This window comes from Nonomuraea sp. NPDC050310 (genome assembly GCF_040655795.1).
In the GTDB taxonomy this organism is placed as follows: Bacteria; Actinomycetota; Actinomycetes; order Streptosporangiales; family Streptosporangiaceae; genus Nonomuraea.
In genome coordinates, this window is the sequence record NZ_JBFAKP010000011.1 from 179215 (window position 1) to 201441 (window position 22227).

20 protein-coding genes are annotated in these 22227 nt (G+C 71.9%); 5 read left to right on the plus strand and 15 right to left on the minus strand.

What is annotated here, in order from left to right; all coding sequences use genetic code 11:
* Nucleotides 1-9 precede the first annotated feature (9 nt).
* Complete coding sequence (locus AB0I67_RS25100; protein WP_357927811.1) at nt 10-1065, plus strand: PLP-dependent cysteine synthase family protein; 1056 nt, start codon at nt 10-12, stop codon at nt 1063-1065.
* On the opposite strand, the gene AB0I67_RS25105 is transcribed toward AB0I67_RS25100, so the two are convergent.
* Complete coding sequence (locus tag AB0I67_RS25105; protein WP_357927813.1) at nt 1058-2044, minus strand: iron-siderophore ABC transporter substrate-binding protein; 987 nt, start codon at nt 2042-2044, stop codon at nt 1058-1060. The genes AB0I67_RS25100 and AB0I67_RS25105 overlap by 8 nt on opposite strands.
* 94 nt (nt 2045-2138) lie before the next feature.
* On the opposite strand from AB0I67_RS25105, the gene AB0I67_RS25110 reads away from it, so the two are divergent.
* From AB0I67_RS25110 to AB0I67_RS25120, 3 genes are read left to right on the plus strand one after another with little or no spacing between them, the layout of a single operon-like run.
* A complete protein-coding gene (locus tag AB0I67_RS25110; protein ID WP_357927814.1) occupies nt 2139-3131 on the plus strand; it encodes an iron ABC transporter permease in 993 nt (330 codons plus the stop codon).
* Entirely contained in the window at nt 3128-4153 is a 1026-nt protein-coding gene (locus AB0I67_RS25115) for an iron chelate uptake ABC transporter family permease subunit (RefSeq protein WP_357927816.1), read from the plus strand. Before AB0I67_RS25110 ends, AB0I67_RS25115 begins: the two co-directional genes overlap by 4 nt.
* The gene (locus AB0I67_RS25120; RefSeq protein WP_357927818.1) at nt 4150-4932 is read left to right on the plus strand and encodes an ABC transporter ATP-binding protein; all 783 of its coding nucleotides are present in this window, start codon (nt 4150-4152) and stop codon (nt 4930-4932) included. Before AB0I67_RS25115 ends, AB0I67_RS25120 begins: the two co-directional genes overlap by 4 nt.
* 9 nt (nt 4933-4941) lie before the next feature.
* Here AB0I67_RS25120 and AB0I67_RS25125 read toward each other — a convergent pair whose 3' ends face one another.
* The 14 genes from AB0I67_RS25125 to AB0I67_RS25190 all read right to left on the minus strand — a co-directional run bounded on the left by AB0I67_RS25125 (nt 4942) and on the right by AB0I67_RS25190 (nt 21764).
* On the minus strand, nt 4942-5829 hold the full coding sequence (locus AB0I67_RS25125) for a glycerophosphodiester phosphodiesterase (protein WP_357927820.1): 888 nt from the start codon (nt 5827-5829) through the stop codon (nt 4942-4944).
* A 26-nt stretch (nt 5830-5855) separates the two neighbouring features.
* On the minus strand, nt 5856-7517 hold the full coding sequence (locus AB0I67_RS25130) for a tetratricopeptide repeat protein (RefSeq protein ID WP_357927822.1): 1662 nt from the start codon (nt 7515-7517) through the stop codon (nt 5856-5858).
* Between the two features lie 417 nt (nt 7518-7934).
* Complete coding sequence (gene ftsY, locus AB0I67_RS25135; RefSeq protein WP_357927823.1) at nt 7935-9110, minus strand: signal recognition particle-docking protein FtsY; 1176 nt, start codon at nt 9108-9110, stop codon at nt 7935-7937.
* Nucleotides 9111-9229: 119 nt separating this feature from the next.
* The gene (gene smc, locus AB0I67_RS25140) at nt 9230-12919 is read right to left on the minus strand and encodes a chromosome segregation protein SMC (protein WP_357927825.1); all 3690 of its coding nucleotides are present in this window, start codon (nt 12917-12919) and stop codon (nt 9230-9232) included.
* Between the two features lie 160 nt (nt 12920-13079).
* Nucleotides 13080-13274 (minus strand): hypothetical protein, encoded by a 195-nt coding sequence (locus AB0I67_RS25145; RefSeq protein ID WP_357927827.1) that lies wholly within the window; start codon nt 13272-13274, stop codon nt 13080-13082.
* Between the two features lie 192 nt (nt 13275-13466).
* Entirely contained in the window at nt 13467-13751 is a 285-nt protein-coding gene (locus AB0I67_RS25150) for an acylphosphatase (RefSeq protein ID WP_357927829.1), read from the minus strand.
* Nucleotides 13748-14590 carry a bifunctional DNA-formamidopyrimidine glycosylase/DNA-(apurinic or apyrimidinic site) lyase gene (gene mutM, locus AB0I67_RS25155; protein ID WP_357927831.1) on the minus strand — a complete coding sequence of 281 codons (843 nt, stop codon included), beginning with the start codon at nt 14588-14590 and terminating at the stop codon, nt 13748-13750. The genes AB0I67_RS25150 and mutM overlap by 4 nt, the downstream gene beginning before the upstream one ends.
* Before the next feature lie 5 nt (nt 14591-14595).
* Nucleotides 14596-15357 (minus strand): ribonuclease III, encoded by a 762-nt coding sequence (gene rnc, locus AB0I67_RS25160; RefSeq protein ID WP_357927916.1) that lies wholly within the window; start codon nt 15355-15357, stop codon nt 14596-14598.
* A gap of 255 nt (nt 15358-15612) precedes the next feature.
* Nucleotides 15613-15792, minus strand: coding sequence for a 50S ribosomal protein L32 (rpmF, locus tag AB0I67_RS25165; RefSeq protein WP_139632166.1), 180 nt, complete (start codon nt 15790-15792; stop codon nt 15613-15615).
* A 1-nt stretch (nt 15793) separates the two neighbouring features.
* A complete protein-coding gene (locus AB0I67_RS25170) occupies nt 15794-16339 on the minus strand; it encodes a YceD family protein (protein WP_357927833.1) in 546 nt (181 codons plus the stop codon).
* 70 nt (nt 16340-16409) lie between these two features.
* Nucleotides 16410-16886, minus strand: a complete 477-nt coding sequence (gene coaD, locus AB0I67_RS25175) for a pantetheine-phosphate adenylyltransferase (RefSeq protein WP_357927834.1) — start codon at nt 16884-16886, stop codon at nt 16410-16412.
* A gap of 28 nt (nt 16887-16914) precedes the next feature.
* On the minus strand, nt 16915-17478 hold the full coding sequence (rsmD, locus tag AB0I67_RS25180) for a 16S rRNA (guanine(966)-N(2))-methyltransferase RsmD (RefSeq protein WP_357927836.1): 564 nt from the start codon (nt 17476-17478) through the stop codon (nt 16915-16917).
* A 495-nt stretch (nt 17479-17973) separates the two neighbouring features.
* Nucleotides 17974-20157: an ATP-dependent DNA helicase RecG gene (gene recG, locus AB0I67_RS25185; protein WP_357927837.1), complete on the minus strand. Its 2184-nt coding sequence runs from the start codon at nt 20155-20157 to the stop codon at nt 17974-17976.
* A gap of 80 nt (nt 20158-20237) precedes the next feature.
* Nucleotides 20238-21764 carry a DAK2 domain-containing protein gene (locus tag AB0I67_RS25190; protein ID WP_357927839.1) on the minus strand — a complete coding sequence of 509 codons (1527 nt, stop codon included), beginning with the start codon at nt 21762-21764 and terminating at the stop codon, nt 20238-20240.
* Nucleotides 21765-21972: 208 nt separating this feature from the next.
* Between AB0I67_RS25190 and rpmB the strand changes: the two genes are divergently transcribed.
* A complete protein-coding gene (gene rpmB / locus AB0I67_RS25195; RefSeq protein ID WP_357927840.1) occupies nt 21973-22158 on the plus strand; it encodes a 50S ribosomal protein L28 in 186 nt (61 codons plus the stop codon).
* Nucleotides 22159-22227 lie beyond the last annotated feature (69 nt).

The following is a 22227-nucleotide window of genomic DNA, read 5'->3' on the forward strand; positions in this document are numbered from 1 at the left end:
GTATGCGACATGAAACCTGTTGACCGCCAGTGGGTCGCGGACGCCGTCCGCACCGTCGAAGCGGACTCGAACCGGAGTGCTGACACCCATCTCCATGTTTTTCCGCTTCCCTCGCGCTGGGGGGTAAACCTCTACCTGAAAGACGAGTCGGTCCACCCCACCGGTTCACTCAAACACCGGCTCGCCCGCTCCCTTTTCCTGTACGGCCTGGCCAACGGCTGGATCGGCCCGGCGACGACGATCGTCGAGGCCTCCAGCGGCTCGACCGCGGTGAGCGAGGCCTACTTCGCCCGGCTGCTCGGCCTGCCGTTCGTGGCGGTGATGCCGGCCAGCACCTCGCCGGAGAAGATCGCGCTGATCGAGTTCTACGGCGGCAAGTGCCACCTGGTGGAGGACCCGACGACGATCTACGCCGAGTCCCGGCGGGTGGCCGAGGAGAGCGGCGGCCACTTCATGGACCAGTTCACCTACGCCGAGCGGGCCACCGACTGGCGGGGCAACAACAACATCGCCGAGTCGATCTTCCAGCAGCTCACCCTGGAGCCGCACCCGATCCCCCGCTGGGTGGTCGTCGGCGCGGGCACCGGCGGCACCTCGGCGACCCTGGGCCGCTACATCCGCTACCGCTGCCACCCGACCCTGCTGGCGGTGGCCGATCCCGAGGGCTCGGCCTTCTACGACTCCTGGGCCACGGGCGACCCCTCGGTGACCGCCGCCGGCTCGCGCATCGAGGGCATCGGCCGGCCCCGGGTCGAGCCGTCCTTCGTGCCCGCGGTGATCGACCGGATGATGCGGGTGCCGGACGCGCGTTCCATCGCGGCCATGCGCTGGGTGCGCGAGGTCACCGGGCGCGACGTGGGCGGCTCGACCGGCACCAACGTCGCCGCCGCGGTGGACCTCATCCGGGAGATGCGGGCCGCGGGCGAGCGGGGCAGCGTGGTCACCCTCATCTGCGACGGGGCCGAGCGTTACCGCGGCACCTACTGCGACGACCGCTGGGTCGCCGCGCAGGGCCTGGACCTCGGCCCCCATCTCGAGGACTTCGAGCGCTTCCTGCTCAGCTAGCGCGGGCCGGGTCGACCGCGAAGAGCTTGGCCAGGTCGTCCAGGATGGCGTGGGCGCCCTGCAGGCCGACCGCGCTCATCCAGATGGCGTCCTGCACGTCGTGCTTCTCGCCCTTGAGCTTGCCCCACAGTGGGTTGTTCACGAACTGCTTCTTCGGCCCCTCGGCGGAGGGGTCGGCGTAGGTCGAGACGAAGATGTGGTCGGCGTCGAACTCGGCGATGCGCTCCTGGGAGATGTCCACCGCGATGGCGTTCGGGTCCTTGGGCTGGTTCTCCGGCCGGGGGAAGCCGACGTCCTTCAGCACGATGCCGGAGTAGGAGTTCTCCACGTACAGCCGCGTCGTGGGCTCGCCGGCGAAGCGCACCACGGAGACGGTGGGCATCTCGCCCTCCTTCTCCTTGATCGCCGCGCCGATCTTGCCGGCCCGGTCCTCGAACTCCTTGATCTTGGTGTCGGCGAGCTGCTCCTTGCCGAGCGCCTGGCCCATCAGCCGGACGTTCTCCTTCCAGATGGCGCCGGTGGTCTCGCTGAACACGGTCGGCGCGATCTTGGAGAGCTTGTCGTACAGGGCCTCGTGCCGCACCTTCGCCGAGACGATCAGGTCGGGCTTGAGCGCCATGATCTTCTCGAGGCTGGGCTGCTCCAGGCTGCCGACCGGGGTCGCGTCCTTGCCGTACTCGGCGGCGACCTTGGCCATGTAGTCGGGCAGCTTGTCGTCGATCGAGCGGTAGGTGGTGTAGCCGACGACCGGCGTCTCCAGCGTCAGCACCGCGTCCACGAAGCTCTGGTCGAGCGCGACGACCCGCTTCGGCTGGGTCGGGATCTTGGTCTCGCCCATGGCGTGCTTGATGGTGCGGAAGGCCTCGGCGGACTGGCCGGCGGCCGGAGCCGAGGCGCCGCCGCTCGTGCTGGACGACCCGCAGGCGGCGAGTCCCATAGCGAGCACGGCACCGAGGGCCACTGCGGGGAACAGCTTCATGACAGAACTCCTCGTAAGGGCAACCTAAGTAAGTTTAGGCAGCCCTAAGCTGGCATACTTCAACGGGACCGGCAAATGGGCTAGGAGGACAGCGGTGGAACGTGCACGCTTCCTTGCCGTGCTCATCGGGGCTCTGGCCGTCGCCGTTGTGCTGAGCATCACCATCGGGGCGAAGGCCGTGCCGCTCGCCGACGCCTGGCAGGCGCTCACCGCGCCCACCGGCACCGAGAACGACATCATCATCCGCTCGCTCCGCATCCCACGGACCGTCATCGGCGTGCTCGCCGGGATCGCGCTCGGCGTCGCCGGCGCGCTGATGCAGGGCCACACCCGCAACCCGCTGGCCGACCCCGGGCTGCTCGGCGTGACCCAGGGCGCCGCCTTCGCCATGGTCGCCTCGATCATCTTCCTCGGCACCACGAGCCTGTACGCCTACATTTGGTTCGGCCTGGCCGGCGCCCTGATCGCCAGCGTCGGCGTCTTCGCCCTCGGCATGGTCGGCGGGCGAGGCGGGCCGACCCCGGTGACGCTCGCGCTGGCCGGCACCGCGGTCAGCGCCTTCCTCTACGCCCTGACCTCCGCCGTCGTCCTGCTGGACGAGCAGGCCATGGACGTCTTCCGCTTCTGGCAGGCCGGCTCGATCGCCGCCCGCGGCTCGGAGGTGATCTGGCAGGTCCTGCCGTTCATCCTGGTCGGCCTGGTGCTGGCCATGATGAACGCGCCCGGCCTGAACGCGCTGGCCCTGGGCGAGGACGTGGCCCGCGGCCTCGGCCAGAACGTCAACCGCACCCGCGCGGTCGGCGTGGCCGCGGTCACGCTGCTGACCGGCGCCACCGTCGCCGCCTGCGGCTCGCTGGCCTTCATCGGCCTGATCGTGCCGCACCTGGCCCGCTCGCTGTCCGGCACCGACCACCGCTGGCTCCTGCCCTTCTCCGGGCTGATCGGCGCGGTCCTGCTGCTGCTGGCCGACGTGATCGGCCGCGTGGTCGCCCCGCCCGGCGAGCTGGAGGTCGGCGTGGTGCTCGCGCTGATCGGCGCGCCGTTCTTCATCGCGCTGGTGCGGCGCAGGAAGCCGGTGCGGCTGTGAAGCTCCGCGTGCGCCCCCGCGCCCTCATGGTCTCCGCCATCGGCTTCGTCCTGCTGGGCTTCCTGATGGCGCTGAACATGCGCATCGGCGACATCCCGCTCTCCTTGCCCGACGTCCTGCGGGCCACCTTCGACCCCGCCGACCCCGCGCACTTCGTGGTCATGGAGCTGCGCCTGCCCCGCGCGCTGACCGGCGTCCTGGTCGGCGCCGCCCTGGCCATGTCCGGCGCGATCATCCAGTCCATCGCCCGCAACCCGCTGGCCAGCCCGGAGATCCTCGGCGTCACCACCGGCGCCTCGGTGACCGTCGTGGCCGGCATGGTCGTCACCGGCAGCACGTACGGCGGAGCCAGCGGCCTGCTGATGGCGCTCGGCATCCCGGTCCTGGCCCTGGCCGGCGGCCTCATCGGCGCGATCGTCGTCTACGCCCTGGCCTGGCGGCGCGGCCTGGACGGCTACCGCCTGGTCCTGGTCGGCATCGGCGTCGCGGCGGTCTTCACCAACGTGAAGTACTGGCTGATGACCGTGGGCGACGTCAACGACACCACCCGCGCGATGGTGTGGATCTCCGGCTCGCTCAACGGCCGCGGCTGGGAGCACGTGGTGCCGGTCGGCCTGGCGCTGCTGCTGCTCATCCCGCTCACCCTGGCGGGCGCCCGCATCCTCGACGTGCTGCGCTTCACCGACGACACCGCGGTCGCGCTGGGCGTGCGGCTCAACCGCTCGCGCGGGCTGATGATCCTGTCGGCCGTGCTGCTGGCCGCCGTCGCCACCGCCTCGGCCGGTCCCATCGCCTTCGTCGCCCTGCCCTCGCCGCAGATCGCGATGCGCCTGGTCGGCTCCGGGCGGCCGCCGCTGGTCACCTCGGCGGTGGTCGGCTCGGTGCTGGTCGCCGGGGCCGACCTGGTGGCGCGCACCGCCTTCTCCCCGCTCGAGCTGCCGGTCGGCATCGTCACCGCGGTGCTCGGCGCGCCCTACCTGATCTACCTGCTCGTCCGAATGCGAAGGGGGAGCCGCGTATGAGGCTTCAGGCCGTCGACGTCCGCCTCGGCTACGGCGATCGCGTCGTGGTGGACGGACTCGACCTCGGCATCGAGCCCGGGACCGTCACCACGATCATCGGCCCCAACGGCTGCGGCAAGTCCACGCTGCTGCGCGCGCTCGGCCGGCTGCTCAAGCCGAGCGGCGGCGAGGTGCTCCTGGACGGCAAGCGCATCGACAAGCTGCCCACCCGCGAGGTGGCCCGCGTGCTGGGCGTGCTGCCGCAGGCGCCCTCCGCGCCCGAGGGACTCACCGTGGCCGACCTGGTCGCCCGCGGCCGGCACCCGCACCAGACCTGGTACCGCCAGTGGTCGTCCGACGACGAGTCGGCCGTGGGCCACGCCCTGGCCATGACCGGTCTCGCCGACCTGGCCGAGCGCCCGCTGGACGAACTGTCCGGCGGCCAGCGCCAGCGCGCCTGGATCTCCATGGCGCTGGCGCAGGGCACCGACCTGCTCCTGCTCGACGAGCCCACCACCTTCCTCGACCTGGCCCACCAGGTGGAGGTGCTGGAACTGGTGCGGCACCTGCACACCTCGGCCGGCCGGACGATCGTCATGGTCCTGCACGACCTCAACCTGGCCGCGCGCTACGCCGACCGGCTGGTCGCCATGCGGGACGGCCGCGTGGTCGCCTCGGGCGCCCCGCACGAGGTGCTGACCGAGGAGCTGCTGGCCAAGGTCTTCGACCTGGACGCGGTGGTCATCGCCGACCCGGTCGCCGGCACGCCGCTGGTGGTGCCGATCGGCACCCGGCACTAGCCGCCGGCGTCAGCGGCCGAGCACCTTCTTCAGCAGGTCGGGCCGGTCGGTCATGATGCCGTCCGCGCCCAGCTCCACCAGCCGGCGCATGGTCGGCTCGTCGTTGATCGTCCAGTAGTGCACCTGCAGGCCCAGCCGGTGCGCGCCCTCGATCAGGGCGGGGTCGGTCAGGTCGAAGCCGCTGCTCTCGGTCGGGAGCTGGAGCACCCCGGCCTGCGGGCGGTAGAAGCCGGGCACGAAGAACTTGTGCGTCAGCGCGAAGGCCGTCGCCTCGGCCCGGCCCGCGCCCAGCGCCACCCGGCCCTGGGACAGCTCGTCGAAGCGGTCCACGATGGCCTGGTCGAAGGAGACCACCACGACCCGGTCCGCCAGGCCGTGCTTCTGGATCAGCGCCCACAGCTTCGCCTCGATGCCGGGGTAGGGCGCCTTGATCTCGATGTTGAACAGCTTGCGGTAGCGGGTGAAGAGCTCCTCCAGGCGCGGGATTCGGGCGCCCTTGCCGCGGAAGCTCGCCCGCCCGTCGAGATCGGTGAAGCGGTAGCCCGCGTCCAGCCGGCTCAGCTCGGCGTAGCTGAAGGAGTCCACCCGGCCGGTGCCGTCGGTGGTGCGGTCGACGGTCTCGTCGTGGATCGCGACGAGCTCGCCGTCGGCCGTCAGGTGCACGTCGGTCTCCAGCACGTCCGCGCCCAGCGAGACGGCCAGGTCGAAGGCCTCCAGCGTGTTGCTGGGCGCGAGCTGCTCGCCGCCCTGGTGGGCGATGAACAGCGGCGTCCTGGCGCCCGGGAAGGGCTGGACGGGCCGGTCCGGCGGGAACAGGTGCGTCATCGCCAGGTTGACCAGGAACGCCCCCGCCAGGACGGCCACGAGCCCGCCCAGGAACCGCCGTATCAGCTTCACGAGGCTCATTATGGGGCGAAACGCCCTCAGTCTTCCGCGAGCGCCTGCCGGACGTCCGGGTCGTCGGGGGCCAGCTCGGCGGCCCGCAGCAGGTCCTCCCTGGCCTCCTGGTGCCGGCCGCAGGCCCGCAGCGCCACGGCCCGGTTGAACAGCAGCTCCGCCGACTCGGCCAGCTTGACCGCCTGGGTGAGGTCGGCGACCGCCGCCTCGAACTCGCCGCCCAGGTAGGCCAGCTCGCCGCGGTTGGCCCATGCCGCCACCAGGTCGGGCTGCAGGCCGAGGGCGGCGTCGTAGGCCGCGCGCGCCGCCTCCGTACGGCCCTCGATCGCCTCGACCTGCCCGCGTACGGCATGCAGGTGCGCGTTGGCCGGGTCGAGCTCCAGGCCCTTGGCGACGTCGCGGGCGGCTCCGCCGTACTCGCCGAGGGCGACGAGGAGGCCCGCCCGGTTGACGTAGGCGGGCGCGAAGCCCGGGTCGAGCTCCAGGACGTAGTCGAGGTCGGCCAGCGCCCCCGCGTGGTCACCGGCCGCGAAGCGCAGCTCCGAGCGGTTGTAGTACGGCTCGGGAAAGGGCGGGCTGAGCCGCATCGCGCTCTCGTAGTCGGCCAGCGCCTCCTCGGTGCGGCCCAGCTTGGCCAGCAGGTTGCCCCGGTCGAGGTAGTAGTCGGGGTAGCCGGGGTCGAGCTCGATCGCGCGGGTGTAGTCGGCCAGGGCCGCCTCTCCCCCGCTCAGCAGCGCGCGGTTGCCGTACAGCACCAGCAGGTGGATCGGGTGCGTCCCGGCCAGGTGCCGCTCGGCCAGGTCGATGGCCTCGGCCACCAGGCGCGCGGCGGCCTCGAAGCGGCGCAGCCGTACCTCCACCAGAGCCCGGGTGTTGAGGTCGAAGCCCAGATGGAAGGCGCGCTCGGCCGGGTCGGGCAGCAGCGAGGTGATGGCGATCGCCTCGTTGACCCAGGCCAGCGCCTCCGTCGCGTCGCGGCGGGCGGGGTCGTGGTGGCGCACCAGCAACGTCGCCATCGAGCAGGCGACGGTGGCGCGGTGCTTGGGGTCCACGCCCTCGCGCCGGGCGAGCTGGTAGAGCTCCCAGGCCTCGTCCTCGCGCTCGATCGCCTCCAGCGCCCCGGCGGTGCGGTGCAGCAGGGTCCACCACTCCTCCTCACCGGGCGTCAGCCGGGCCAGCGCGGGCGGTCCAGCCTCGGCCATGGCGTGGTGGAAGCCCTCGTCGCGGTAGCGGTCGAAGTCCTCGCGCAGCGGGCCGCCGGCGGAGGTGTGCGCGCCCTCGACCAGGCGCAGGGCCGGCACCCGGCGGCGCAACACCTCGATCAGCTCGCGGTCGGTCTGGTCGGCCTCGGCCAGGTTGTCCACGGTCACCGTGAGCTCGCGCCCGGCCAGGGCGTCCCGGCAGAACTCGGCCAGGCCGTTGGCGATGCGCAGCGTACGGCGGGCGCCGGGGATCAGGATGCGCTGCGCGGACGGCAGCGAGTCGGCGCGGCTGCGCCGCCGGACGGGCACCCGCTCGGCCAGGTTCGGCGCCGCGACGCGCAGTTCGATGTCATGGGCGGCCACCAGGTCCGGTGACGCCGCGGGCAGCAGCAGGCCGATCAGGGCGGCGCCGAGCGTGTACGGCCCGCCGATCCGCCGATCGGCGTCCAGGCGCGCGGCAGCGTCCTGAAGAAAAGGTGTGGTCACCAAGAACTCCCGAGAAACAGCTTCCGTACCCGGGGTCCACGGAACGCTCCCGCGCTGGAGAAGTCCCGGTCCAGGCCGCGCACGAGCGCGGCCGGCGCCCCGGAAAGGGCTCGCGCGATGGGCCGGCGACCCTGTCCAGGACGCCGGCCTCCCGCAGCGTCAGCCCTTGTGCCTCGGCGCGGCGGCGCCTGCAGGCTTCACGGTTCCGGGCTTGTGGACCACGACCTTCTTCATGTGCACCTCTCGTCCGACCAAGGCGAGCCGCCGACAAACTGTGCCATCGCCCGCGATCTCGCCATGACGCCTCATGTGACCACGGTCTCCCGCATAGATCAAGACTTGACGCGGTAAGGGACAATTCCCCTAAATACGGAAACGCTCCGCGAAATTCGCGGAGCGTCCGAAATCACCGAGAGTTCACTCGCCGAGCAGTGCGTCGACGAACACCTCCGGGTCGAAGGGCGCCAGATCGTCGGGGCCCTCGCCCAGCCCGACCAGCTTCACCGGCACGCCCAGCTCGCGCTGGACCGAGATCACGATGCCGCCCTTGGCCGTGCCGTCGAGCTTGGTCAGCGCGATGCCGGTGATGTTGACCACCTCGGCGAAGACCTGCGCCTGGCGCATGCCGTTCTGGCCGGTGGTGGCGTCGAGCACCAGCAGCACCTCGTCCACAGTGGACTTCTTCTCGATGACCCGCTTGACCTTGCCCAGCTCGTCCATCAGGCCGGTCTTGGTGTGCAGGCGGCCGGCCGTGTCGACGATGACCGTGTCGGCCTTCTCCGCCAGACCCTTGGCCACCGCGTCGAAGGCCACCGAAGCCGGGTCGCCGGCCTCGGGACCGCGCACGACCTCGGCCCCCACCCGGTCGCCCCAGGTCTGGAGCTGGTCGGCGGCGGCGGCGCGGAAGGTGTCGGCCGCGCCGAGCACGACCTTCTTGCCGTCGCCGATCAGCACGCGGGCCAGCTTGCCGGTGGTGGTGGTCTTGCCGGTGCCGTTGACGCCGACGACCAGGACCACCGCCGGGCGCTCGCCGTGCTTGTCCACGTGCAGCGTCCGGTCGAGCTCGGGGTTGATCTGGATCAGGAGCTGCTCGCGCAGCAGCGCCCGCACCTCGTCGGGACTGCGGCTGCCCAGCACCTTCACCTTGGTGCGCAGCTCCTCCACGATCGCCTGCGTGGGCGCGACGCCGATGTCGGAGGTGAGGAGGGTCTCCTCGATCTCCTCCCAGACGTCCTCGTCGAGCCGGTCACGGGAGAGCAGCTCCAGCAGGCCCTTGCCCAGCGCGCTCTGCGAGCGGGCCAGCCGGGCGCGCAGGCGCACCATGCGGCCCGCCGAGGGCAGCGGCACCTCGACCTCGGGCTTGACCACCATCGGCTCGGCCGGCGGCGGAGGCGGGACCGTGGTGGTCGCACCGCCTTCGCCCTCCTCCACGCCCTTCGGCCGCGGGGCCTCCTCCTCGACCGGCTTGGCCTCCGGCGGCTTCACCTCCGGCGGGGCGGCCTTGCCCCCCGGCCGGAACAGGAAGAAGAGGCCGCCTGCCGCCAGCAAGGCGACGACGGCCACGATCACGATGATGACAAGGGAGTCAGTCACAATTAGTCAGTTTTCCAGATCAACGAGCATGCTCCGAACACCGAAGCCTCCCGCCGTCCCCGCACCCGGCCTCACCTGGGCGCTCCCCAGGGCTCCGCGTGGCGGCCGGAACCGCGCGCTCAGGCGGGTTCGCGCTCGCGCAGCCGCTGGCTGACCACCTGGGTCACGCCGTCGCCACGCATCGACACGCCGTACAGCGCGTCGGCGATCTCCATCGTGCGCTTGTTGTGCGTGATCACGATGAGCTGCGAGGTCTGCCGCAACTCCTCGAACAGGGTCAGCAGCCGCTGCGTGTTGGTGTCGTCGAGCGCCGCCTCGACCTCGTCCATCACGTAGAACGGGCTCGGCCGCGCCTTGAAGATGGCCACCAGGAAGGCCACCGCGGTCAGCGACCGCTCCCCGCCGGACAGCAGCGACAGCCGCTTGACCTTTTTGCCCGGCGGCCGGGCCTCCACCTCGATGCCGGTGGTCAGCATGTCCTCCGGCGCGGTCAGCACCAACCGGCCCTCACCGCCGGGGAAGACCCGGGTGAAGATCTGCTCGAACTCGCGGGCCACGTCCTCGTAGGCGGAGCTGAACATCTGCTCCACCCGGTCGTCGACCTCCTTGACCACGGTCATCAGGTCGCGCCGGGTCTTCTTCAGGTCCTCGAGCTGCGAGGTCAGGAAGGCGTGCCGTTCCTCCAGCGCCGCGAACTCCTCCAGCGCCAGCGGGTTGACCTTGCCGAGCTGCGTCATCTGCTTGTCGGCGGCCCTGGCCCGCTTCTCCTGCTCCTCCCGGACGTACGGCACGGCGGGATCACCCGGCACCAGCGCCTCGGGACCGTACTCGGCGATCAGCGCCTCGGTCTCGACGCCGTACTCGTCGAGCGCCCGCTGCTCCAGTTGCTCCAGCCGCAGGCGCTGCTCGGTGCGGGCCACCTCGCTGCCGTGCACCCGGTTGACCAGCCGGTCGAGCTCCTGGCCCAGCTCGCGCACGTGCACGCGGACCTGCTTGAGCTCGGCGTCCACCGCGACCCTGGCCAGGTCGGCCTCGTCCCGCTCGCGGGCCGCCCGCGTCACCGAGGAGGCCAGCGTGGTGAGAACCTGGCGGGCCGCGCCGGCGATCTTCTCGGCCAGCTCGGCCTGGCGGCGGCGGCGCTCGCGCTGCTCGACGGCGCGCACCCGCTCCTCGCGCTCGCGCTGGGCGGCGGCGATGAGCTGGTCGGCCTTGCCCTCCACGCCCCGCACGCGCTCCTCGGCGGTGCGGACCTGGAGGCGGGCCTCCATCTCGCGCTGCCTGGCCGCCTCGCGGGCCGCGGCCAGCTCGTCCCGTTCGTCGGTGGTGGGCTCGGCCTCGAGCTCCTGGGCGTACTCCGCCTCGGCCAGGCGCATCTCCAGCTCGGTCGCCTCTTCCTGGCCGTCGGCCCGGGCGTCCTCGGCCGCGCGCACGCTCGTGTTGAGCCGCTCGGCCTCGCCCAGCGCCGCCTTGGCCGCGGCGTCGAGCTGGGCCAGCCGCTTGGCCGTGGCCGCGTTGCGCTGGTCGGCCTCGCGCTGCCGGGCCCTGGCGCGGTCCAGGGCGCCCTGGGCCGTGCTGACTCCGGCCTGGGCCGCGCTGGCCGCCCGCTGGGCCTCGGCCACGCCGGTCTGGGCCGTCTCCAGCGCGGCCTGGGCCGCCTGCTCCGCGGCCAGCGCCTCGTCCAGGGTCTCGGCGGTCGTCTCCGCGGTCGCCCTGGCCGCCTCCAGGTCGGCCACCGCGGCGTCGAGGGCGGCTCTGACCTGCAGGATCGAGCTCCCGCTCGTCGCCCCGCCCTCGGCGATGTGCATACCCACGACGTCCCCGTCGCGGGTCACCGCCCGCAACTCCGGGTGCCGCTCGACCAGGGCCCGGGCGCTCGCCAGATCCTCGACCACCACGACACCCGAGGTCAGGTGGCCGAGCGCGGCCCGCAGTTCGCCCGGCACACTCACCAGCTCAGCCGCCCACCGCGCCCCACCCGGAGCCGGTACGGCGTCGCCCGGACTGGCCACCAGGAGGCCCGAGCCGGCCACCAGCAGGGTGGCGTGCCCGCCCGCCGACTCTCGAAGGTGCGTCAGCGCCTCGACCGCCGACTCCAGCGACTTGACCGCCACCGCCTCGGCCGCCCCACCCAGCACGGCGGCGACCGCGGCCTCGTACCCGGGCTCGACGGTGAGCGAGGCGGCCAGCGGCCCGAGCACCCCGGCCAGCCCGGCGGCCAGCAGAGCGGCCCCACCGTCCGCGCCCCGGGCCAGGCCGAGCTCCAGCGCCTCCCGGCGCGCGTCGAGCGCGGCGACAGCCCGCTGAGCCTCCTGATCGGCGGCCCGGGCAGTGCCCACCGCCGCCTTGGCGGCCTGGAGAGCGGCCCGGGGCTCGGCCAGGGCGGCGGAGGCGCGCTCCACGGCCTCCCGGGCGTCCTCGGCCACCAGGACGGCCTCCTCGACCGCAGCGCTCGCCGTGGCGAGCTCCTCGGCCAGGGCGGGATCGGTCTCGGGCTCCTCGGCCAGCGCCAGCTCGTGCTCCTCCTGCGCTCGGCGGGCCCGCTCGGCGGCGTCGAAGACGGCCTTCTGCAACCGGCCGATCTCCTCCTCGGCGGCCCTGACCCGGCTGCGGGCCGAGTCGACCTGGCCGCGGAGCCGTACGAGCCCCTCACGGCGGTCGGCGGCGGCCCGGGCGGCGGCGGCCAGCCGGCGCTCCTCCTCGGCCAGCGCGGCATCGGCCTCGGCCCGGCGCTCGACCACCTCGTCGAGCAGTTCTTGGGCGTGCTCCAGCTCGGCGGCCAGGATGAGCTCCTGCTCGCGGGCCTCGGCGGCCTCGCGCTCCAGCTCCTCAGGGTCGCGGCCGCGCCGTTCGATGGAGGCGGCGTCGAGGGCGTGGCGGTGCCGCTCGGCGGCGAGCTGCTCCAGGCCGGTGATGCGCTCACGCAGCGAGGAGAGCCGGAAGTAGGTCTCCTGGGCGGCGGTCAGCCGGGGCAGCGCCTCGGCCTCGGCCTCCTCCAGCGCGCTCTCCCGGAGCTGGCCCTCCTCCAGGGCGGCCTCGACCTGGCGGCGGCGCTCCAGGATCGCGGCCTCGTCGGCGGCCTCGCGCTCCAGGGTCCGGCGGAGGGTGACCACGTCGTCGGCGAGCAGCCGCAGCCGGGCGTCGCGCAGGTCGGCCTGGATGACGGCGGCCTTGCGGGCGATCTCGGCCTGCCGGCCCAGCGGCTTGAGCTGGCGGCGCAGCTCGGTGGCGAGGTCCTGGACGCGGGTCAGGTTGGCCTGCATCGCGTCGAGCTTGCGGAGCGCCTTCTCCTTGCGCTTGCGGTGCTTGAGGACGCCGGCCGCCTCCTCGATGAAGGCCCGGCGATCCTCGGGGCCGGCGTGGAGCACCGCGTCGAGCTGGCCCTGGCCCACGATCACGTGCATCTCGCGGCCGATGCCGGAGTCGGACAGCAGCTCCTGGATGTCGAGCAGGCGGCAGGTGTCGCCGTTGATGGCGTACTCGCTCTGGCCGCTGCGGAACATCAGCCGGCTGATCGTCACCTCGGTGTAGTCGATCGGGAGCGCGCCGTCGGAGTTGTCGATGGTGAGGGTGACCTCGGCCCGGCCCAGCGGCGGGCGGCTGGAGGTGCCCGCGAAGATCACGTCCTCCATCTTGCCGCCGCGCAGCGACTTGGCGCTGTGCTCGCCCATGACCCAGGCCAGGGCGTCGACGACGTTGGACTTGCCGGAGCCGTTGGGACCGACCACGCAGGTGATGCCCGGCTCGAAACGCAGGGCGGTGGCGGAGGCGAAGGACTTGAAGCCGCGCAGGGTCAGGGTCTTCAGGTACAAGCGCTGCCCCCTCCCCTCGGCGCTCCCGTCAGCGTCAAAGGGCAAGCCTACTGGTCATCCCCACCCCGCGCTGGTCATCGGCGGGGCGGCGGAAGGGGCCGGAAAACGCCGAAGGGACGCCCGCTTCGAGGCGTCCCTATGATTTAGCGCTTCCGACCACTCAGGTGAGTGCCGGCTCGCGCTCTTGCAGGCGGTTGTATGCCTCATCCCGGTTCTGGGCCGCAAGAGCATCGTTCTGTGCCTGAAGCCGGATGAGTTCTGCCTCCAGATCGCGGATCCGCTGCTGCAGACGGCGCATCTCCGAGACCATCCGAGGGTCAGGACCGCCGACGTGGCCGAGTAGAGCCTTCGCCATGGTAAAGGGTCCTCCACGCTGAGTGACCAGACTGGTTCGCGCACTTCTTCATTCCGCGGGAGGGGTGCGCGTGGTACCTAACAAGAGTCGCACCGGTGGTCTGGACGGTCAAGTTGAACGCACCGCGTCGACCTACCATTGGGCACTCCCGACATACAAATATACCCTATTTGGCGCGTTTGGCCAAATGGATCATCGCTCGACAAAGCCGATCAAACTACCTCGGGCTTCACTCCATCGTTCCACCACTCCATCCACCTGCCCCGGCGTGTCGCAACCATGCAGCAGATGGAGAAGCTTGACGCAAGACTGCTTCGAACCTTCCGCGACCACCTCGACCCGACCGTCGGCGGTGTTGCGCGCCCAGCCGGTCAGCCCGAGCTCCAGCGCCCTGGCCCGGGTCCACCAGCGGAACCCGACGCCCTGCACCCGGCCGCGCACCCACGCGGTCAGCCGGACCGGATCGGCCTCGCTCACCGGGGCCTGCGCTGGCAGGTCGGGCACGAGTAGGACGAGCGGTTCATGAACGGATCGCGCCGGATCGGCGTGCCGCACCGCGAGCACGGCTGGTCGCGCCGGCCGTACACCTCCAGCGAACGGTCGAAGTAACCGCTCTCCCCGTTGACGTTGACGTAAAGGCTGTCGAACGAGGTGCCGCCCTGACCCAAAGCCTCGGCCATGACCGCGCGAACCCCGGCCAGAAGTTCGGAGATCTGTGGCCGGGTGAGCGTGGCGGTCGAGCGCGCCCAGTGCAGCTTGGCCCGCCACAGCGCCTCGTCGGCGTAGATGTTGCCCACGCCGCTGATCAGCGACTGGTCCAGCAGCGCCCGCTTGACCTCGGTCCGCTTCGCCCGGAGCCGGCGCGCGAACTCCTCCTCGGAGAAGACCTCCTCGAACGGGTCGGGCGCGATGTGCGTGATCGGCTCGGGGATGCCGTCGACCAGCGGGGTGACCATGACGTGGCCGAACGTCCGCTGGTCGACGAAACGCAGGTCGGGGCCGGAGTCGGTGAAGGACAACCGCACCCGCAGGTGCTTCTCCGCCGGGGTGTCCGGCCGCACCACCAGGAGCTGGCCGCTCATGCCCAGGTGCGCCAGGAGCGCGTCGGAGCCGTCCAGCGGCAGCCACAGGTACTTGCCGCGCCGCCGTACGTCGGAGACGGTACGGCCGGCCAGCGCGGCGGTGAAGGCGGTCGCGCCCGGCAGATGGCGGCGGATGGCCCGCGGGTGCAGGACCTCGGCGGTGCCGACGGTCCGGCCCGTGACCCACTCGGCCAGCCCCCGCCGGACGACCTCGACCTCGGGCAGTTCGGGCATCGGGCTTAACCAGCCGCGCCCGGCACCTGCGAGGCCGGCTGCTGGAGCTGGCTCGCCTGCTGGGCGTCACGCGCCTCGCGAGCGGCCCGGATGCGGGTCCAGGCGGCCTCGGCCGCCTGCTGCTCGGCTTCCTTCTTGGAACGCCCGCTGCCCGACCCGTAGGACTGGCCGCCCACGCGGACGATCGCGGTGAACGACTTGGCGTGGTCGGGGCCGCTCTCCTCGACGTGGTACTCGGGCACGCCGAGCGCCTCGGCGGCGGTGAGCTCCTGGAGCGAGGTCTTCCAGTCGAGCCCGGCGCCGAGCGAGGCGGAACGGATGATGAGCGGGTCGAAGAGCCGGTGCACGACACGGAAGGCCTCGTCGAGGCCCTTGTCCACGTAGATCGCGCCGATCAGCGCCTCGAGGGTGTCGGCCAGAATCGACGACTTGTCGCGCCCGCCGGTGCCCTCCTCGCCGCGGCCGAGCCGCAGGAAGCGGCCGAGCCCGAGCTGGCGGGCCACATCGGCGAGAGCACGCATGTTGACCACCGCGGCCCGGAGTTTGGCCAGCTGGCCCTCGGGCAGATCGGGGTGGTTGCGATAAAGGGTGTCGGTGACCACCAGGCCGAGCACCGAGTCGCCCAGGAACTCCAGGCGCTCATTGGTGGGCAGGCCACCGTTCTCGTAAGCGAACGAGCGGTGCGTCAGCGCCCGCTCGAGGATCTCGGCGTCGACACGGACGTCGAGCACTTTGTCGAGCTCGTCACGAGCGACTTCGACGGCGATGGGTTTGGGAGCTACGCCCACGTGCTTCCTCCTCGGACATCATCCAGCAATGCGCGATGGCTGGAGATGCCCGAAAACGTGGTGGGCGTCGGGGACGAGCCGACTACACGGGTTCTGATCCGTCGGGATGAGCCGACTGGAACCCAGTCTGCACGAGCTCCGGCGTCCACCACGGCCGCGGGCGAACCGCCACCGCGTCGCGATGGAGACCATGAGGCCGACCGGATCATCCGGCCGGCACAAGGTCACCTGCGATCAGGCAGACGGCTCGATGACCTGACGGCGGTTGTAGGTGCCACAGGTCGGGCATGCGATGTGCGGCTGCTTGGGGGAGCGGCACTGCGGGCAGCTCACCAGCGCGACAGCAGTCGTCTTCCACTGGGAGCGGCGGTGGCGAGTGTTGCTCCGCGACATCTTCCGCTTCGGGACGGCCACGTCACTTCTCCTGATCGTTCTCGATTGCCAAACCTTGCAACGACGCCCAGCGGGCGTCGATCTTCTCGTGCCGGTGATCCGCGCCGGCTTCCGCCAGCCTGATCCCGCACTCCACGCAGAGCCCCTGACAGTCGTCCTGGCAGACCGGGCTCAACGGCAGTGCGAGCACCGCCGCGTCGCGGAACGTCGGCTCGAGGTCGAGCAGCTCCCCGTCGAGCAGCGAATCCTCCTCCGAGGCATCCTCGTCGGAGTAGAAGAAGAGCTCCTGCAGATCGACCTCGATCTCGTCGGAGACCGGTTCGAGGCACCGCACGCACTCCCCCGCGAGGGGGGCGCGAGCCGTGCCGGACACGAGCACGCCTTCCATCACTGCTTCGAGCCGGAGATCCAGCTCGACTTCGGCGTCCTTGGGGACACCGATCATGTCGACGCCCAGATCCAGCGGAGCCGGGAGAGTGAGATGCATCTGGCGCATCGAACCCGGTCGCCTGCCCAGGTCGTGGGTGGAGATCACCCATGGGGCGCGTGGGTCGAGGTGCTGTGTCATCCTGCTCTCGCTAGGCATGGCGGAATCATCGCGTCGTACAAGGCCGAATAGAAACAATACCAGGCGCGAGTCAGCCCCTGAGCCGCTCGATCAGCAGCTCGTGTACCAGATCCGGCACGAGGCCCGAGACATCCCCGCCGTAGCGGGCAATCTCCTTCACCCGGCTGGACGAAAGGAAAGAGTACTCGGGGTTGGTCGGCATGAACAACGTCTCGACCCCGGACAGCCGGTAGTTGAGCTGAGCCATCTGCAGCTCGTAGTCGAAGTCGCTGACCACCCGGATGCCCTTGACGATCGCCGGGATGTCGTTCTGCTTGCAGAAGTCGACCAGCAGGCCGTGGAACTTCTCCACCCGGACGTTCGGATACCTCGCCGTCACGGTGGTGAGGATGTCGATCCGCTCGTCGACGGTGAACAGGCTGCTCTTCTCGACGTTGATCAGCACGGCGACGGTGACCTCGTCGTACAACATCGCAGCGCGGCCGATGATGTCGAGGTGGCCGTTGGTGATGGGGTCGAAGGACCCCGGGCAGACTACGCGACGCATGACGCCTCCCCACGGTGTAAGGGGGCGCTCACGGCAACCCCGCGGCGCGACCGTACCAAACGGCCGCTTCGCCGTAACGACGGACCCTCTCCTCTTCGTACCCAGCCGGCCAGACCAGCGCTTCGCCCCTGCTCTCGCGCTCGTAGGCGACCACCGCGTCCTCCGCCAGCCACCCGTTGTCCCGCAGCGCCGCCAGCACCTCGCCGGTGCCGCCCAGCGCGTAGGGCGGGTCGGCGAAGACGATGTCGTACGGCTCCGCGCACGGCTTGGCCAGCACGCGCTCCACCTTGTCGGCCAGCACGCCCACCCGGCCCTCGAAGCCCAGCACCGCGATGTTGGCCCTGATCGTGCGGACCGCCTTCGGATCCGACTCCACCAGCAGCGCGTGGGCGGCCCCGCGCGAGACCGCCTCCAGCCCGATCGCCCCCGACCCCGCGTACAGGTCGAGCACCCGCGCCTCGCGCAGGCCGATCATCGAGTCGAGCGTGGAGAAGATCGCCTCGCGGGCGCGGTCGCTGGTCGGGCGCGTGCCCCTGCCGGGCGGCGCCTGGATCCTCCGCCCGCCGGCGCTGCCCGCGATGATCCGAGTCATGACCCCATTCTTCCAGCCGATTACCCCACGTCCGCGCAGGTCAAGAGTTCACAAGTGTCGTCCTGCTCTGCGCAAGGATCATTCACATCCGGCGGGCGGGCCCGCATGATGATGACTGCGGCCTTCGAGGTGACCCACAGGGAGGCCGTCCGGCGTGATCGTGAGCCCTTCCGCACGCCGGAACCCTCGGCACCTGACCCGAGGGTGGGCCCAGGCGGGGACGGCATTCGGGGGGAGGCCGTCCCCGCGACTGGGATTTCAACCCAGTCGCGACCCCCACTCCCCCGGCACCCACCGCCACACCGGCCCATCGGCCCACCGACGGCCCACGCACCCGCCTCCTGAGACCCCCGCACTCCGCGGCCCCACCCTCCTGGAGAGCCCGCACGCTGCGGCCCCGCACCCTGAAGAACCCCTGCCTCACCACCGCGCCCGCCCAGGGGCCCCCGGGCCCCACCGGCCACCACCCCGGCTGGGCTCCCTTGCCCGGCGCGGTCAGGTCTTCTCGAGGTAGTCCGCCTTCTCGTCCCGCAGCAGCCGGTCGATCTCCGCCCGCAGCCCGTCGTGCGACTCCAGCGTGGGGTCGGCCGCCAGCAGGCCGGCCGCCTCGGCCCGGGCGGACTCGATCACATCCTCGTCCCGCAGCAACTGCAGCAGCTTGAGCGAGGACCGCTTGCCCGACTGGGCGGCCCCCAGCACGTCCCCCTCACGCCGCTGTTCGAGGTCCACCCGCGACAGCTCGAACCCGTCGAGCGTCGCCGCCACCGCGTCGAGCCGCGTGCGCGCCGGAGTGCCCTCGGGGAACTCGCTGACCAGCAGGCACAACCCCGGCAGCCCGCCCCGGCCGACCCGGCCGCGGAGCTGGTGGAGCTGGGAGACGCCGAACCGGTCGGCGTCCATGATGACCATGACCGAGGAGTTGGGCACGTCGACGCCGACCTCGATGACCGTGGTGGCGACCAGCACGTCCACCTCGCCACGGGAGAAGGCCCGCATGATCGCTTCCTTCTCCTCCGGCGGCAGCTTGCCGTGCAGGACCGCCACCCGCAGCCCCTCCAGCGGCCCGCCGGCGAGCATCTCGGCGACCTCCAGGACGGCCAGCGGGGGCCGGCGGTCGTCGGCCGAGGAGGAGATGTCGCCCTCGTCGCCTTCGAGGTCGCCGATGCGCGGGCAGACGATGTACGCCTGCCGTCCCAGGGCGACCTCCTCCCGCACCCGCGACCAGGTGCGGTCGAGGTAGTGCGGCTTCTCCGCGACCGGCACCACGTGCGTGGTGATCGGCGCGCGCCCCGAAGGGAGCTGGGACAGGACGGAGACCTCCAGGTCGCCGAAGACGGTCATCGCGACCGTGCGCGGGATCGGGGTGGCCGTCATGACCAGCACGTGCGGCCGCCCGCCCGAGACCTTCTCCCGCAGCGCGTCGCGCTGCTCGACGCCGAAGCGGTGCTGCTCGTCCACCACGACCAGGCCGAGCTCGGCGAACTGCACGTGCTCCTGGAGCAGCGCGTGGGTGCCGACGATGATGCCCGCCGTACCGGAGGCCGCGTCGAGCAGGGCCGAGCGCCGGGCGGCGGCGCCCATGGAGCCGGTGAGCAGGGTGACGGCGGTGCCGCCGAACATGCCGCCGGCGGCCAGGTCGCCGAGCATGGCGGTGATGGAGCGGTGGTGCTGCTGGGCCAGGACCTCGGTGGGGGCCAGCAGCACGGCCTGGCCGCCGGAGTCGACGACCTGGAGCATGGCCCGCAGCGCGACCACGGTCTTGCCCGCGCCGACCTCGCCCTGGAGCAAGCGGTGCATGGGGTGGCCGAGGGCCAGGTCTCGGGCGATCTCCTCGCCGACCGCGGCCTGGCCGTCGGTCAGCTTGAACGGCAGGCGGCCGTCGAATTCGGTCAGCAGCCCGCCCTCCACCCGCGGCCGGGGCTTGGCGGGCCAGGCGACGGCGGCGGCACGGCGCTGCAGCAGCACGGCCTGGAGGACGAAGGCCTCGTCGAACTTGAGCCGCTCGCGGGCCCGGGTGACGTCGCCGAAGTCGCGGGGCCGGTGGATGGCCTCCAGCGCCTCTCCCAGCGGCATCAGCCCGTGCCGGGCGCGCAGCTCGGGCGGGAGCGGGTCTTCGAGCGGGCCGAGGGTGTCGAGCACGACGCCGATCGCCCGCCGGATCACCCAGGGCGTGAGGTCCTTGCCCGCCGGATAGATCGGCACCGGCGTGGTGGCGAACTCCTCCGCCGAGGCCGCGGCCTCCTCGAACAGCTCGAACTCGGGGTGGGAGAGCTGCCAGCGCGGGCTGGTGCGGGTGCCGAACATGCCGACCTTGCCGGCGAACATGCCGCGCCGGCCCGCCTTGAGGCGGTTCTCCGCGATGTGCGAGCCCTTGCCGAAGAAGGCGAGGTAGATCTTGTTCCGGTTGCCGTCGACGACCTCGACCTCCAGCCAGGTGCCGCCGCGGTTGCGCATGGGTTTGCGCATCAGCCGGGTGACCTCGCCGACGACGGTGACGTGCTCGTCGACCTCCAGCGCGTCGAGCGAGGTCAGCTCCCCGCGGGTGGCATAGCGGCGCGGGTAGTGGCGCAGGAGGTCGCCGACGCTCTCCAGGCCCAGCACGCCGTGCAGCAGCTTGGCCGTCTTCGGGTCGAGCGCCCTGGTCAGCGCCTCGTCGAACCGGCTGGTGGTCTCGCTCACGTACAGAGTTCTACCGCCTGGCGCCGACAGGATTCACTCGACGCGGGCCGGGCGGACTCGTTCGGCTTGAGCCGTGCGGCTCATTCGACGCCGATGAGCAGGGGGTAGACGCCCTGCCCGCCCTCGTGCACGGTCACCTCGACCAGCGGGCCGAGCCGTTCCTCGATCTCCCTGGCCAGCCCGGGGGGCGCGTCCGCGCCGGTGACCAGGGTGACCAGCTCGCCGCCGCCGGAGACCATGCGGTTGACCACCCGGATGGCCACCTCGGCCAGGTCGGGCCCGAGGTCGGCCACGTCGCCGTCGATCAGCCCCAGGACGTCGCCCGGGCGGCAGACCCCCGCGCTGGTGAAGGCCGCGCGTGTCGCCACGGTGACATGTCCGTACCTCGTGTGCCCGGCCGCGTCGGTCATCGCCACCACGTCGTCGTCGAAGCGCCGCAGCGGGTCGTGCACGGCCAGCGCCGCCAGTCCCTGGACGGTCGCCTTGGTCGGCAGCACGCTGACCGTCACGCCGTCCTCGCGGGCGACCTCCGCCGCGGCCATCGCCACCGCGCGCACGGCCTCGTCATTGGGCAGCACGGCCACCTCGCTGCCCGCCTCGCGGATGCCGGCCACCATCGCGGCCAGCGGCGGCGAGCTGCCCGGTTCGCGGCGCACGACCACCGCGCCGCACTCCTCGAACAATGCCGCGATCCCGGCCCCGGCCGCGACCGCGACCACGCCGCGCCCGCCGCGGGCCCGGTGGGTCCGCTCGGCCAGGTAGGTCACCCTGATCCGGTACGGCCGGCCCACCCGCAGCCCGGCCTCGATCGCCGCCCCCGCGTCCTCCACGTGCACGTGGACGTTCCACAGCCCCTCGCCGCCGACGATCACCAGCGAGTCGCCCAGCTCGTCGAGCTCCTCGCGCAGCTTGTCCACCTCCAGCGCGTCGAGCAGGTACATCACCTCGTACCCGGCGCCCTCCTCGGCCTGCTGCACCACCGCCGCCGTCGGCGCGGGCACCACGAACCGGCCCTCCCCCGCGCCCGTCACGACCTCTTCGAGCGCGTCCAGGATGATCGCCAGCCCGGCTCCGCCCGCGTCCACCACCCCGCTTCTGGCCAGCACCTCGAGCTGTTCCGGCGTCCGGCCCAGCGCCGCCCGCGCGGCCCTGGCCGCGACCGTCGCGGTCTCCCCCTCTTCCTCCCGTACGGCTCGCGCCACGGCGTCGAGCACGGTGAGCACGGTCCCCTCGACCGGCCTGGCCACCGCCGCCCTGGCCAGTTCGGCGGCCCGCACCAGGCCCGCGCGCAGGTCGCCCCGGCCGTCCTTGAGCACGTCCGCCAGCCCGCGCAACGCCTGGCTGACGATCACCCCCGAGTTGCCCCTGGCCCCGACCAGCGCGCCGTACGAGAGGGTCTGCCAGGCGATCGCCACGTCGACGTCGTCGGGCAGCGACTCCACCGCCTCGGCGGCGGACAACATCGTCAGGTGGAGGTTGGTGCCGGTGTCGCCGTCGGCCACCGGGAAGACGTTCAGCGCGTCGATCTCCGCGCCGGCGCGGCCGAGGCTGTCGGCGGACAACCGCGCCCAGCGGCGCACCCCGGCCGGATCGACAAGGGTGCTCACTCTCGCGCGCTCCTCGGTGTGCGGTAGCGTTATGGTCAGGAGAATATCGTCACGGCCCGGATTGCACAGGGTCCGCTCGCGCTCGCGTGGCAGGTTGTGCTCCGGATCGGATATCCTCGACTAGCTCGCCGGTTGTCCCGGCATGCCCTCCGCAAGGCACCGACGTGGCGGACCGGGCTGTATATCGACTGTTTTAAGGAGCGATACCGTGGCTTCCGTCTGCGATGTCTGCGCCAAGGGCCCGACCTTCGGCAACAACATCTCCCACTCGCACCGCCGTACCCGCCGCCGCTGGAACCCGAACATCCAGACGGTTCGCGCGGTGGTCGGTGGCACCCCGAAGAAGCTCAACGTCTGCACCTCGTGCATCAAGGCCGGCAAGGTCTCCCGCTAGATCTTCGGCTGCGAACCGAAAAGCCCGGCGCTCCGCGCCGGGCTTTTGGCATGCCCGCGATCGGGCTGG